Raw genomic sequence first — 15,239 nt, 5'->3', positions numbered from 1 at the left:
TTCTTAATTAATCTTCTACGTACCTATGTAAAGCTTCTACAAAATAATAGTCTGAATACGAGAGTGGAACATCCACTTCTGTTCCATCAGGCATATTACCTACATTATGCTTTATTATAAACCCACCATTTGTGCCTTTTTCAGCTATGTATTCAGGACTTGAAAGCGTTTTGATCATAGTTTGTGCTGCATTGAAATAACGCTTCTTATTCTTATCACTTACGTAATCCTTTAATTCTAACAAAGATGAGGCAATTATCGCTGCTGCGGAAGCATCACGTTTCGCTTCAGGAATATCCGGAGCATTAAAATCCCAGTAGGGGATTTTATCGGCTGGTAAATTAGGGTGATTCAGTATAAAATCAGCAATGCCTTTTGCCTGATCCAGATATTTGGGGTCCCTGGTAAAGCGATACATCACTGTAAACCCATAAAGCCCCCACGCTTGTCCTCTTGCCCAGGCCGACTCATCCGCATAACCCTGATCGGTATTTTTCTTCTCGACCTCACCAGTCAACGTATCATAGGAGACTACGTGATAACTACTAAAATCCTCCCGGAAATGATTTTGCAAGGTTGTATTTGCATGAGTTATCGCAATGTTAGTCAGGGTGGTATCACTAAAGTTTTCACCGGCCCATAGCAGTAATTCCAGATTCATCATATTATCGATGATCACCGGATACTCCCATTTAGCATTCCATGGTGCTGGATCCCACGACCTGATACACCCTACTGTAGGGTCAAAACGGGTCGCCAGTGATTTAGCCGACTGATAAATTACTTCCTTATGCTCTGCCTTACCAGTAATCCTATACGCATTACCAAAGCTGCAAAACATCATAAAACCCAGATCATGGGTTGTGGTATTATACTTTTCCTTCTCCAGGACTTTCAGCATCCGGTCAGCCTCTTCCAAAAGGGCCGAGTCCCGGGTGTGTTCATATAAATACAAAAGTGTACCGGGATAAAACCCGCTACACCACCACCCGGAATTACTCGTCTTTAGTTGGCCATCTTCGTAGGTTTTGGGGAATTTGTCAGAAGAAAGGAGGCCTTTCATATGCTTATATTGTGATACAGCACTCTGAAAACTATCCCCTATCACGTGATTTTTATCCTGACCATTTTTACACGAAATGAGCAAAAACAAGATCAGGATATAAATATGAATTTTATGCCTCATTATCAAATATTATAACTGATGCGCCTTTTAATTCGAAACCTATTTAAAAACAACAATCAATCCCCACCCCTTTAAAGCCTAAAAATAAATGTACTTTTTACGATTATAATAAATTATGTCAAAATTCTTGTCATTTTTTTTCGATTTTGACGTGAAGGCATTGATTGTTGGTGACTCAGTTCGTTCAGAACTTATGCCTAAAATCTCAGTTTTAAAACAAACGGCTAATCAGTATTTATTTCCTCAAAATCCGTCCAAAACACATCTATACAGGTAGAATCAGGCCTGAAGAATGTTCTGTATTTCAGTCCGGTACCATCATAGTCCAGTATGAACGTGGTGTCCGCAGACAATGGCGTCCTCAGGGATTTTGTGTTAGTCCCCAAGTTGTACTGAACCTCAGTTTCATAGGCTCCGGTGGAGAGATCCATACCTGCCCATGCTATTGCTATGGAATCAGACTCCTCTACATACGATGTATTAATGACCGGACGGTTATAAAGTTGAGCTTCAAAGTTATCTCCATAGGATTGACCAGTAGTATTAACCACCACAGACCTGTTTCCCTCATCATCCATCGTGATAAATTCGAAGTTATGTATACCCTCCTCTGCTTCTATAACCTCATCCAGGGTATCTACAATGTTGGTCCGGGATACCGGGAAAATAATTGAATCCTGACGAATATTCCAGTAAACCAAACACTGAGTGACCTTCGGATCACTGATAAAAAGTCCATATAACCTAACCTGTCGCTTACCGGAATAAACTCTTGCATTCTCGATTTTGCCAGGATAATAAATTTCTCCTCCCTCCAGAAATTTCCTGTACTCATCTTCCTCTGAACAATTTGTGAAAAAACAAATGCTCAAAGCCGTCAAAAAAGTTATTACAAAGTATTTCATCTATCTCTATTATTAAATCTTAATCATTATTGGAAGGATCTCCGTCATCTCCATACAGTTCAATTTCGGCTATGGCCATAAAGGTCCCTCCTTCCCAGTTTTCCAAACACCTGAACCTCAAATAGCGGACTTCTGGTATAGATGGTGGAAACTCATAATCAAACCCTCTTTGTCCGGCTTCTATGTCATCATTATTTACCACCCACTCAGGAAGACCCGAGGGCTTTATACTTTCAAACTCACCCAGCTTTACCCAGGTACTGTCAAGCTCCCCGTTAGGATTATATTCTGTAGATCCCCACACCTCAAACCTTCGCATAGCTCCCCGTGCATAATATACATTCTGTCCACCATCGCCCCATTCAGGATAATCCCACAAGTGAACCCTGCTTAACTGAACCTCACTGCCAATGTCCACTGTAATCATATGAGGCACAAAAGGAGTATAGGCACTCTGGGTCAATAAGACGGTGTTTGGCCAACCTGCAATGTTCCCATCCCACAAAGCTTGTGGGTTTGTCGTAGAGTTATGCCTGGGAGCATCTTCCGGAAGCACCCTGAATGTGTAATTATCTGAAGGGATCTCTTCTTCAAATAAAGGCTTGATGGATTTGAAAATAGTATCTGTATAGTTTTCAAACCGATCTCTTATAACCAACCCAAATTTGTAAGTAGAATCCGAATCATAGCCACGTAGCGTATAATTAATTTCCTCAGCTCCACTGTACAGGGATGTAGAAAGCGCTTCCCAATCACCTGTAATCTCATCCTGCTGCAGGATCAAATAGGCCAAATCATCCCGTGCAGCATTAGTTGCCTGCAGGTTCATACCACCGAAAGTAGCCGACAATTGAATGCTTCTAAAGGTATCCCAAAAATCAGGCTCTAAAGGCTTGAAGTTAACTTCTACAGGGTCAGAACTTACTTCACTCCGGCTGACAGCATAGAGTGTAATTGAGTGCTCTTCAGTATCACCCAATCCCTCAACGATCAGGTAATTGTTATAGAAAGAGGATTTTACCTCTACCTCCCTGCCATTCGCTAACCTATACACACCTCGGATGTACAGCAGATTGTCATCGTTCGGAAGTGTGTATTGGATCAGGGCTCCTCCGGGACGTGAAGTAACCTGTATATTACTTACAACCCCGGGTTTAGTGGATTCACTATTAATGGGTTCATGATCCGGACCATTCTCTTCACATGCTAATATCAGGAGCAAGCCCGTCAATAGCCACATTATATTGTATAACTGTTTCATTGTGTAAGTTTTTCTTTCAATTCTACCATCCAACATTTTGTACGAGGTTAGGATTCTCAATTAGGTCCTGCTCCGCAATCGGCCAGAAATAATCCCTTGGAGCCACAAACTCTTTATTCCAAAGGGTGGTGGTTTGATAGTAAGAGACATATTCCTGTCCTTTTACGTACCACCCAGTGATGGGATCATTAAATTCCTTCACGGCCCGTTTCCAACGCAACAGGTCCCAGTACCGATGTCCCTCAAATGCCAGCTCGATGAGTCGTTCCTGCTGTATAATCTCTCTTCTGCCCAGCTGAGTTGTATACTTATTAGGGTTATTAGAATAGTTGGACCATGCAGTTTGGACATCTTCCAGCCCAGCCCGCTCTCTGACCTTATTAACATATTCCAGGGCCACTGTTGCATCAGCACCAGCTTCATTTAAAGCTTCCGAATACATCAGGTACAGGTCGGCAAGCCGCATTTCAGGCCAGGCATATGGTCTTACAATAGAAACTCCTTCAGCTGGCGTAGCGATATTATAGTCTACCAGTTTTTTTATGTAGTATCCTGTAACATTGAAAAAGAACGTATGGCTACTGCCACCATATTCACCGTTTAGTGCATGCAGCACAAAAGTATTTTCGTCTGATGCTTCATTGCTTCCATCTTGCTTCCCTCGTTTATACCAAACACATCGATCAAAACCCAATGAAGCATAAAACCGGGGCTCCCGATCAAAATTTAACCTGGCGGTAGTTCCTCCTTCTTCTATGTAAAAGCGTTCATCCTCAGTAGCTACCCTGGGTTCTGCTTCACCCGAAAAATCCAGTGTTCTATCCTCACTTATGGGTACGCCATTTTTGGAGTAAAACAGCCTGGCCATTTTTAATGGTGCACTAAAAACCTTTCTGGCTATTCGATGGTCCACTCCAGGCTCTAAAGGAGGAATACAATTGAATTGAAGTGTAGTGACCATGCTCTGAGTATTAGGCCAGACTACCTCATCACTCCATCGCTCAGTGACAGCCTGACGTAACGAAAGCTCTAAAAGGGTTGTGTCAGAAAGCTCAGTTGGTGTCTCATTTACATATTCAAAAAGCTTGTGTCCCGCTCCTTCTGCTGCATCAATAGCTGCCTTTGCTGCATCAGCTGCTTTTTGCCATTTTTCGACACTGACCTCTTGATTGAACAAAGGAGTTCCATCTTTATTCATAAGCCCTGCCATATCAGGGTTGCCATTGAAAAGAGGGCTAGCTGCAGTTAACAGAACTTTTGCTTTTAGCGCAAGAGCAACCGGAGCAGTGACTCTACCTAGCTCTGCTCCTCTGTTTAAGATGGAGTTTGGTAGAATCTGCGTTGCTTCATCAAGCAGGCTTACGATATAGTCCACACACTCATCCACCGGTCTCCGAGATACCTGGACCTCTTCTTCAGATGCTGAAATCGGTATATTCTCGTACATCACGGGGATCGGGCCATACATACGCAGTAAGTAGAAATGATAATATGCTTTCAAAAATTTTACTTCTGCCAGCCATCGTTCCCTGTCACTATCGTTTAGGTCGGGTATTTTGTTATAGTCAGAAACATTTTCAATAAAGGTGTTGCACTCTCTGATTGCACGATAGAGGCCATAATGGTCCCTGCCATAAGGTGCCAGCTTATGTGGTCTGTCAGTAGGTGTCGCACCATTTGTCCCTGACCACATGTTAAAATATGGATCCGCCGCTCGTTGTGCTCCTCTGGCTATAAAAAAAGGAGCTCCCTGTCCAAAACCTAATTGGTCAAACCAAACTTCATCACCACCCAGCAAACCAATGTTATAAGAAGGGTTACCGTGTCTGGGTAAATACGAATAACAATTATACAGATATCTTTCCGCATTTTGTCTTAACGAGAAGGCATCTTCAATTGTCGCTACGTTATCAGGGACAACATCCAGGTAGCTCTCACAACCAGCCAGAAATACTGTTGCTACAACTAGTATATATCTTCTGATCCTCATTTTAATAGTTGAAATGTTTATACTCATCATTCTTCTTACTCCCGATTAAAAGTTAACTAAAGCTCCAACTGCATAAATAGCCTGGATAGGGTACCCTAAACCATTTCCTCCCATTTCAGGATCCCATAACTTGAACCTGCTCCAGGCATAAAGATTGGTTCCCCGTCCGTAAAGCCTGAGACTTTCCAGGTGAAGTTTATCCGCCACCCTCTCAGGGAATGTATAGCCGATTTCCACGTTCTTCAGCCTGAGGAAGGAGCCATTTCGCATCCACCAGGTAGAAGTTCTGGTATTATTATCTACAATCGTATTGCTAAGCCTTGGCCAAAATGCATACACATCTCGATGTTCCTCTGACCAGTAGCTGTCTGCAATGGCTTTAAGTAATCCATTTTGGGCCAATCCTTCCGAACCTTCCAATCCATACAAATCAAAAGGTGTGATTTTTCTGGGATCTATGAAAAATGAGGTTCGAGCTGCTCCCTGGAAAAATACTCCAATATCAATACTGCCAAAACCGATTGTACCTCCAAAACCGTAAATGATTTCCGGAACTGTAGGGAAACCAATAGGTACCTTGTCTGCATCAGAAATAATTCTGTCACCATTTACATCACGGTATTTGATATCACCACCCTGGTAAATCCCAAACTGTCGCGGGGAGTTGGCGACCTCATAATCGTCAACAAACAGACGCTCAGCAATAAAACCAAATGTTTGGTTAACAGAGTTGCCTATGGTTGACCTGTATTCCTCACCTTCAGGAAAAGAAACTTCATCCCGGGCTAATATCTTACTGGTGGAATAAGTCATGTTCCCCCTCAGTTGAAGAAATTTATTCCTCCCGTAATACTTATTATAGATAGCAGAAAGGTCAATCCCTTTACTTTCAGCTTTTCCGGTATTAGCCTGGGGTTCAGCCACTGGATTGAGACCCATCGTAGATCCTATGTAAGTCCGTTTGTTTAGTATGTTAGTCCTGGTTTGTTTGAAGATCTCGGCAACAATGTCCAATGAATTGAACAGGGTCATGTCAACACCTATATTGTATTGCTCGGAAGTTTCCCATGAGATCTTGCTATTTGCATACCGGTTTATTAATACTCCATCTCTTTCTTCAGTAAGAAATTCCCCAAACTGAGCACCGTAAAACTCATTGGCCAGTTCAACATTAGATAAGTAGAAAAATCGATCATCGTTACCGCCAATCTGGTCATTTCCTACAAACCCGTAAGAAAAGCGGATCTTTAGATCGTCCATAAACCCTTTGATAGGCGTCCAGAAATCTTCATTAGAAATATGATATGCCACTCCTACCGAAGGGAAAAAGCCAAACCTGTTTTTCTTTGAAAATCGCTCACTACCATTATATCCAAAATTAAATTCAGCAAGATATCTATTATCAAACCCATAAGTGAACTTACCGGAAATCCCCTGGTTTCTTCTCGGTAGGGATCCTTGTAAGCCACCTCGAACATCTCCTGTTTCAAAACTTTGCAGCAAACCAATGAGAAACGCAGTTACGTCATGCTTTTCATTGAACGTTCGACCATAGTTGAGTGTAGCCTGCAGGTAAACCCTTGAGTCTGCTACATTTCCTGCAGACTCAAACCCGAGCGTTTCTGATCCCGGAGTCCCGATAGATGTATTATTCTCACCATGATTTAACAACCTCAATTCTACATCACCGGTTGTGGTGGGAGTAGAAGTATAATAAAATGGGTCATAAGATCTCTTAATAGTATATCGAGAATACCTTCTCACATATCCCATTACTCCCACTTTCAAGCCTTTAGTGAGAAAGGACAGGTCCTGATTTAGTTCTATCTGAGGTTGAAGGGTAGCAGCCTTATACACTTCATACCCTTTTACCATCTCCGCATATGGATTAACCAAAAGGGAATTCCCATTGCTACTCACAGCACTTCCAAAGAGCGGATGTTCAATAAACGGCCTTAATTCAGATGGATAGACAGCAGGAAACTTCACAGGATTGGCTGCGATTGCCAAATTAAATATGCGCTGTCCTCCACTTATACTATTTCCATCCCTGTCCTTACCGCCTAAAGGTCCTGTGTAATCATCAAACTGACCATAAACCCTGATAGAAGCATCCAGACTTTTGGTAAGCTGGATATCCACATTAGACCGTATAGAGTAGTTGATAAGTTTGATATTGTTATTAAAATCATTGATGGGTTCCACATTGAGCACTCCATTATCTACATTATAAGTGCCCGATAAATAATACCTGGCTCGTTTCCCTCCACCACTGGCACTCATATTATAAGATTGATTAAGGGTATAGGGCTTAACAAGCAGGTCTATCCAGTCATTACTGGGATACAGAAGTGGATTATCACCGACAGCAGTTCTTTCAATATCCTTAGGAAAATTAGGAGTTTGTAAAAATCCTCTGGTAAGGAAGGCTTCATTCTCCATTTCCATATAGGTTATATTATCAGCCAACTTAAAGTTCTGCGTATTGGCTGATAATTTATTTTCAGCCCTGAATTGAAACTTCGTCTCACCAGCCTCTCCGGACTTAGTTGTCACCAGAATTACTCCATTGGCTCCTCGTGCACCATAAACGGCCGCTGCTGTCGCATCCTTTAATACTGAAAAAGCTTCAATATCATCGGCCTGAAGTCTCGCAAGATCGGTAGTAGTAGACTCGATATTATCTATCAGGATCAGTGGGTCGCGTTTACCAGCACCGAAAGTACCCAGACCCCGAATGAAGAAGTCCGAGTTGTCCTGGCCCGGCTCACCTGATCTCTGGTAAGAAATCATTCCGGGAATCCTACCTGCAAGAGCTGTTGTTAAATTACTTGAAGAGACTTTAAGGTCTTTTGCACTGACCGTAGTGATAGAGCTAACAAGGCTTTCCTTCTTCTGGGTATTTCCATAACCAGTTACTACCACTTCTTCCAACGCCTGAACATCTTCTTGTAATATCACGTTTATGACACGCTGATCACCAACCGTTACCTCCTGAGGAGTAAAGCCTACGGATGTAAACACTAAAACCGAACTTTCAGAGGGCACCTCTATTGAATAGTTGCCATCTATATCCGTGACAGTACCTGTTGAAGTTCCCTTGACTAAGATATTCACGAAAGGTATTCCTTCAGGTAATTCTTCAGAATTTACCTTTCCTATCACTTTGATACTTTGCATAGGGACTGCTGATTTTCGACTGGATTCTTCATTTCCCTTGCTTCGAACATTGATGTTCTTATTTACCTGTCTAAACTGCAGGTCAGAAATTTTTGAAACCTCAAACAACAGGTCATAGAGTGAAACATACTTATGGAAAGTGAAAGAATATTTTTTTCTCAGCACTTCATTATCGTAAAAGAATTTAAAATCAGTACGTTTCTCAACTTCACCAAAAAGTTGCTTAACCGAGGCTTTCTTCAGGTCAACGTCTATATAGACTTCCTTAAGGTTCATCGAAATGTCATTTCCTGAAGTAGTTGCTGTCAGGTCGCCAGCCTGCACATAACTCATGGAAAAGACATTCATTAATAATACGCTTAATAAATTCATGTAAACTCTTCTCTTAGAGTGTAAAATTGCTTTCATAAAATTCTCATATCTTAATTTACTATTATTCACAACTTATTTTTACTTTTTTATTTTCAATGTAATAAGAGATGCCATGGGTAAACTGTACGCCTATAAGCAACTCTTCCAAAGACTCATGCTTAAAATGTCCGTTTACATTCCACTCCTTTGATGGCATTTTTTGCACCTCAATTTCAACTCCATACCAGCGTTCCAGAACTTTCACAAAGTCACGAAAACTTGTATTCTGAAATGCAAGCACACCATCCTTCCAGCCGACCTCATCAATGGCCTGAAAGCGTGTCTTTTTAAATACAAAAGAGCTCTTGTTGTACTGAAACTTCTCCCCGGGTAGGAGGAGCTGCGTAGAGGGGGTACCATTCGGAGACTGAGTATTGATCATCACTTTACCTGTCAGCAGAGCAATCCCGGTTTCCTCATCCGTTTTATAAGCGTCTACATTGAAGGTAGTTCCAAGCACCCGTACCTCAAGGCCATCAGTCTTTACCAGAAAAGGCCGTTCGTTGTACTCAACTACTTCAAAATAAGCCTCACCATCCAGCTCGACCCAGCGAAGGGAATCAGGAAATTTTGTGGGAAATGATAAACTACTCCCCGAGTTTAAATTGACCATGGTACCGTCAGGTAACCTGACTTTAGACTTCCTTCCTTCCGGATTTTTGATGGTACGGATGAGATGAGTCCCGGTAATTGAACCTCGAGATTCCCAGGGTCTGAGGAGCACTAAAAACACAGCCATAATCGCAAATGAGGCCGCCATCATAAACCACCACTTTGAGCGGTTATCAGACTTTTTTCGGGGTGTATTAAGGTGCTGCCGTCCACTGGAATCCTGCTCAGATATTATACTTGTAAGAATACCTTCCAGACGATCACTATCCAGGTAATCTTCTTTAAATCTTAGCTTTAAAACAGCATTCCTCGCCCCATTTACCAGCTCTCTTTTATCTTCATTGACTTTAATCCACTTCTCCCAATATTGATTCCGGTTTTCAGTAGGATAATTTATCCAATCCCTGAAATCCTTATTCGCCATTAAAGATTTAAATAAATGTCTATCGTTGTCCTTCACTACAAGTCTCATTACTCATAGTTATAAGGACAGCAGGCCTGAAATGATACCGTGTAAACCGAAAAAAATTGAAGGGAACCTGAATTAAGCAAACCCCAAACCACGCCCTCCCGGGAAATTGGAAGGTTTTAGTGAGTGAATAGTTATTGGGCTTGCAATTAGTCGTTAATTATTAAGGCAACTTTTTTTCCCTGGATCTCAAAGTCTATGTTGTAGGTAAACTGGACACCAAGCAATACTTCTTCAAGGGACTCATTATCAAACCGTCCATTTACCCTCCACTCTTTCTTTGGTTTATTGACGGTCAGTATTTCCACACCGTACCATTGTTCCAACCTTTGAACAAAGGCCTCAAAAGAAACATCCCTGAAAAATAAAACTCCATCCTTCCACCCCACTTCCTCTGCCGGATTAAACTCACTTTTTTGAAATAACTCTTTTTCTTTCAAATAGCTCACTTTTTGACCCGGAAATAACGTTATGCTTTCATTACTCTGGTCTTTTCTAACCACTACCTGCCCTTCCACGAGAGCTACATGAACAGAGGGTTTGGAGTCATAGGCATTCACATTAAAGGAGGTACCCTTAACTTCCACATCTACTCTATCTACGTGAACGATAAAGGGCATGGATGGTAAACCTTTCACCTGAAAAAAAGCCTCACCTGTAAGGGTCACAATTCGGCTTTTACCACTAAACCGCTCAGGGAAAGAAAGTGAGCTATTGGCGTTTAATACCACAGAAGATCCGTCCGGAAGCTTAATTTGCGATTTTTGACCAGCCGGATTAGAAACATGCTTCATCGCAATTGCAGAGCGATCACCTGAAAAAAGTGATCTCAGGTCATCCCTAAACAGGAAACCAGCTACAAATACTACTGCTAGAGAAGCAGCAACTGCCACCCAGGGAAATCGCCTTTTGGTTTTATGAAGGTCTTTTAAGTTTTGATCTGGCTTATCTTCTGAAATGATATTCGAGAGCATTTTCTCCAGTTGGTCTTCTGAAAGAAAATCTTCTTTGAAACGATAATTCAGAATGCACCGCTTTGCTTTATTGACTACTTCCAGGTGATGCTCATTTGATTCAATCCACTTATGCCAGTATTCATCCCGTTCCTTGGTTGGGTTATTAACCCAGTCGCGGAAATCCTGACTGGCCATCAAGGTAGTATAAACATCGTCCTCCTTAGACACCACGTGGTATTTTAAACTTTATAGAATTCGTCCCGGTTTAGGCAATATAACCGTTATCCTAAAACAAGCCTATAATGAACACCAAAAATACGAAAAAAAGTTCCTTAAGGTTACCAAGCGCCCTATAGATTAGCCTTCTGGCTGAAGAAACATGAGAAAATTCCAATAATTCAGCTATTTCTTTATAGCTCAGCCCCTCATAATAGAAAAAGAATACAGCCTCACGTTCCTTATGGTCAAGTTTTTCTAATGCTGCATTCAGCTTTCTGGTCTGCTCCTCCTTAGCCTGTGCATCGATGTATTTCAACTCATGAGACACTTCTACCTCCAGCTGAAATGCAAGCGAATTGCTATTTCGCTTCTTTTCATTTAAGGATTTGGTGACATACTCAATGACTCTTCTTCTGAAGGATTTAAGTAGATAAAGCTTAATGGAGGTCGTTTTACCAAGTCTTTCTCTGTTTTTCCTCAGGTAAAGGAAAAAATCCTGCAAGCAATCCTCAACTAATTCTTTGTCCTGAGAAAATTTTGATCCGTAGTTGTACAACAGATTGGCATAGCTTCTGTAAATGAAGATAAATGCTGCTTCATCTCCATCCTTGAAAGACTGCCAAATATGCTCATCGCTCTGGTCTTTAAACTCCACAGGGGTCGGCACTGATGTATCCGTATTCGGCGAATACTGGATCTCGTGTTTCTGAAGATTGCTCACCATTAGACGTACAGATTGGTTAGATAATTAACTGTAGTAAATACGATTATAGCAAAAATATATTAAAATCCAACCTGGAAGCTTAGATATTTTTTTAATTCATAAACGAAGTGCCTTAAAATAAAGGTTAAATACCATTTTTATAATCAAAGCTATTATCCGCTTCTTTCGGAACGCCAGCTACCCACATGCTGCAACAATAGGTCATGAAACAGAACCTTGCTCTCAGAGATTTCTTAGAAGCAAATGGTAAGAGTATTTAGACAAGCTGGAAGAAGGTTTTTGGTTAGGGTCTCATTCTACCGGATAATCATCAAAAGCCGGGTGGACATTTCCTTCATCTGATTACGAGTTCTTTTTCCAGCTCTTCAAGGGATTTCCTTTTTGTTTCCGGCATTAGGAAATGAACAAATAGCAGCTGCAAAACCATAAATCCACCGAAAAAGGCAAATGCAACCCATGGCTCAAAGGTATTGATCAATACGGCTCCAAACAACGTGATCAGGGCAGCAAACACCCAATGGGCACCACTCCCCCAGGCCTGTCCGTAGGCTCTGACCTTATTGGGGAAAATCTCTGATATAAATATCCAGATCACCGCGCCCTGCCCCACTGCATGAGACCCAATAAACATCAGAATAAATACCAGCTTGAATGATGCATCTGCCTCTACATAAAACCCATAAGACACCATGAACAGGCTAATAATATAACCTATGGAACCAATATACATCAGCTGCTTGCGGCCGGCTTTATCAATTAAGCTCATTCCCAGGAGCGTGAAAATGAGGTTCACTAATCCGATAGCGATAGAGCTGAAAAGAGAATCGGAAGTACCAAAACCTGCTTTCTCCAATATTTCAGGAGCGTAATACAGTATGAAGTTTATACCAGAAAGTTGATTGAAAAACGCAATCAAAAAAGCAAGTGACAGACATCTCCTATATTTTATTGAAAACAGGCCTGCTACATCGTTCGCACTTTTCTTTTTTTCAATTTCAATTTCCAGAAGCATTGATTCAGCTACATTTCTACCCTTAGTAAAGGCCCTGAGGGTATTTATCGCTTCGTTTACATCTCCCTTATGAACAACCAACCACCGGGGACTTCTGGGGATCGCAAAGACGAGCAATGTATAGACCAAAGCGGGTAAAGCCTCTACCCCCAACATAATTCTCCAATCATTCGCTCCCCCTATTCCTTCCAGCAGGTAGTTGGAAATGAAAGCTATCAAGATCCCAAAAACAATATTAAACTGGTACAAAGCTCCCAGTCTGCCTCTGTTTTCAGCGAGGGATATTTCAGAAATATAAGTAGGAGCTGCAATTGAGGAAATACCCACGCCCAAACCGCCAATAAATCGAAAAAAAGAAAACATAAAGGGATCGGTGGCTGTCGCCGAACCCACGGCTGAAACAAAGTATAAAACACCAACCCAGATAAGGGTTTTTTTCCTGCCTAACAGATCTGTTGGGTAACCTGCAAGTAAGGCACCCACTACGGTGCCCCATAATGCCATGGACATAATGAAGGTTCCATGAAACCAATCCGAAGTATTCCACAACTCTTTAATTGGAAGGTTAGCTCCGGAAATCACTACCGTGTCAAAGCCAAACAAAAATCCAGCAAGTGATGACACGACTGATGCTGCCAGCAGTTTTTTGTTCATTAGGTCGTCCTTTAGAGGGGTCAGAAACTGTGTGAATAATGTGGTCTTATTGCATTCCTGTATAGGCTGTATCTATCACTTGCTGCCCGGAATGCAGCCTTTTCAACCGCATCAATCCTTCAATGTAGTAGTAATCCGCATAGATGATCGAGTAGTCGATCTCACTTCCATTTGGATAATGTCCGGTGGAATGCAGAAGAAATGCAGGGTTTTGATCACCGCTTTGGTATTTTTCACTTGAAAGCTCAGACAACATGGCTTCAGCTTTGGTGCGGTACTCATCAGCCAGCTTTGTATTTTCCGTATAGGTGCTCAACTCCAGGAGAGCTGATGCTACCACTGCTGATGCTGAAGCATCTTTAGGCTCATCCGGAATCCCGGGAGCATCAAAATCCCAGAACGGGATCAGATCGTCGGGAAGCCGATCCAGGTACGGACGGGTTACTTTATGAGCAAAATCCAGAAATTTTGGATCCTGCGTCTCACGATATACCATGGTATAACCATAGATCGCCCATGCCTGCCCGCGAGCCCACATACTTTCATTATTGTATCCCTGGTGAGTAACTTTCTTGATAGGGCCTCCGGTCAGCGTATCATAGACCACCACATGATAAGATGTATAGTCCGGTCTGAAGTGATTCTCCATAGTCGTCTCCGCATGCGTGACCGCCATATTATACAATGATTTATCTCCCCCATTTTTGGATGCCCAAAACAAAAGCTCCAGGTTGATCATGTTGTCCATGATGGTATTGTGCTGGGGCCACTCCATATCAGGTACCGGCCTTGGCCATGACAGTATAGTACCTACATTGGGGTTAAACAGGGAAGTTAGTGTATCCGCTGACCTGAGGACGATCTCCTTATAATCCTCATCACCAGTCAAGCGATATCCGTTTCCAAAACTATTGAATACCTGGAACCCTATATCATGGTCTATAGCTGGCTGTAACGAGAGTGGAGTAAGGTAACGACTGAATCTGTCTGCCTCCTTTTTCAACTTTTCATCTCCGGTATACTCATATAGATACCAAAGCGTTCCCGGCCAGAAGCCACTGGTCCAGTCTTTATACTGTATATATTTCCATGCAGATCTATCCGGCGGAATATTTCTCGGAATCAGCGAATCTGCTGGAATAGAGTCCAGTGTCCTCAATACCTGATCAACACAGTAATCCAGGTTTTTATCAATATCAAAAACTTCTTTTTGCCGCTGCTGGCAACTTCCAACCAACACCAAAATCAGTAATACCAAGGAAGAAAAAAAAATATATGCTCTCATGTAATTTTAGTTGATCAATTTCCACAATCCGGTCAGGAAATTTTATACCTACAATGGTCGCAGAAATACCAAAAAAAGGAGATCAACTATGGCTCAGAGAGCATAACCTATGACCCATTATTAAAAAAAGCTTGCAAAAAACTTAATAGCTACCATTTTATTGTTCGCCCGGATTACTCAATGTGAAAGTTCACCTGTATGGATCCGACTCCCCGGTACCTGACCTCATTCATAGAAGATTCATATGAAAAGAAATGCCCTCATATCAATTATAATCGTGTGGTGAATAAACTATTATTATGATCATACCAATTTAGAGATTACTAATCCATGGTACTGAAGCTATGCATTAAGTTGTAGTAGTTCCTGTGCTTC

At 41.8% G+C, this 15,239-nt stretch carries 10 protein-coding genes; all 10 read right to left on the bottom strand.

Going from position 1 to position 15,239, the window contains the following annotated elements; genetic code table 11:
- Positions 1-7 precede the first annotated feature (7 nt).
- The 10 genes from AC3E9V_RS02745 to AC3E9V_RS02700 all read right to left on the bottom strand — a co-directional run bounded on the left by AC3E9V_RS02745 (position 8) and on the right by AC3E9V_RS02700 (position 14,864).
- Positions 8-1,186, bottom strand: coding sequence for a glycoside hydrolase family 88 protein (locus tag AC3E9V_RS02745; protein ID WP_488751655.1), 1,179 nt, complete (start codon positions 1,184-1,186; stop codon positions 8-10).
- Positions 1,187-1,410: 224 nt separating this feature from the next.
- A complete protein-coding gene (locus tag AC3E9V_RS02740) occupies positions 1,411-2,091 on the bottom strand; it encodes a DUF4998 domain-containing protein (RefSeq protein ID WP_488751654.1) in 681 nt (226 codons plus the stop codon).
- A gap of 19 nt (positions 2,092-2,110) precedes the next feature.
- A complete protein-coding gene (locus AC3E9V_RS02735; RefSeq protein ID WP_488751653.1) occupies positions 2,111-3,352 on the bottom strand; it encodes a DUF5000 domain-containing lipoprotein in 1,242 nt (413 codons plus the stop codon).
- A gap of 22 nt (positions 3,353-3,374) precedes the next feature.
- On the bottom strand, positions 3,375-5,342 hold the full coding sequence (locus tag AC3E9V_RS02730) for a RagB/SusD family nutrient uptake outer membrane protein (protein WP_488751652.1): 1,968 nt from the start codon (positions 5,340-5,342) through the stop codon (positions 3,375-3,377).
- A gap of 45 nt (positions 5,343-5,387) precedes the next feature.
- Positions 5,388-8,930 carry a SusC/RagA family TonB-linked outer membrane protein gene (locus AC3E9V_RS02725; protein ID WP_488751651.1) on the bottom strand — a complete coding sequence of 1,181 codons (3,543 nt, stop codon included), beginning with the start codon at positions 8,928-8,930 and terminating at the stop codon, positions 5,388-5,390.
- 25 nt (positions 8,931-8,955) lie between these two features.
- Positions 8,956-9,969: a FecR family protein gene (locus AC3E9V_RS02720; RefSeq protein WP_488751650.1), complete on the bottom strand. Its 1,014-nt coding sequence runs from the start codon at positions 9,967-9,969 to the stop codon at positions 8,956-8,958.
- A gap of 194 nt (positions 9,970-10,163) precedes the next feature.
- Positions 10,164-11,198 (bottom strand): FecR family protein, encoded by a 1,035-nt coding sequence (locus AC3E9V_RS02715; RefSeq protein ID WP_488751649.1) that lies wholly within the window; start codon positions 11,196-11,198, stop codon positions 10,164-10,166.
- Between the two features lie 58 nt (positions 11,199-11,256).
- A complete protein-coding gene (locus AC3E9V_RS02710; protein ID WP_488751648.1) occupies positions 11,257-11,913 on the bottom strand; it encodes an RNA polymerase sigma factor in 657 nt (218 codons plus the stop codon).
- A 334-nt stretch (positions 11,914-12,247) separates the two neighbouring features.
- Positions 12,248-13,603: a sugar porter family MFS transporter gene (locus AC3E9V_RS02705; RefSeq protein WP_488753649.1), complete on the bottom strand. Its 1,356-nt coding sequence runs from the start codon at positions 13,601-13,603 to the stop codon at positions 12,248-12,250.
- Between the two features lie 22 nt (positions 13,604-13,625).
- The gene (locus AC3E9V_RS02700; RefSeq protein WP_488751647.1) at positions 13,626-14,864 is read right to left on the bottom strand and encodes a glycoside hydrolase family 88 protein; all 1,239 of its coding nucleotides are present in this window, start codon (positions 14,862-14,864) and stop codon (positions 13,626-13,628) included.
- Positions 14,865-15,239: the final 375 nt, after the last annotated feature.

It is taken from the genome of Marinoscillum sp. HNIBRBA16962 (assembly GCF_057801515.1).
The sequence above is the reverse complement of the archived record's forward strand: the minus strand, read 5'-3'. Positions and strand labels throughout refer to the sequence as shown.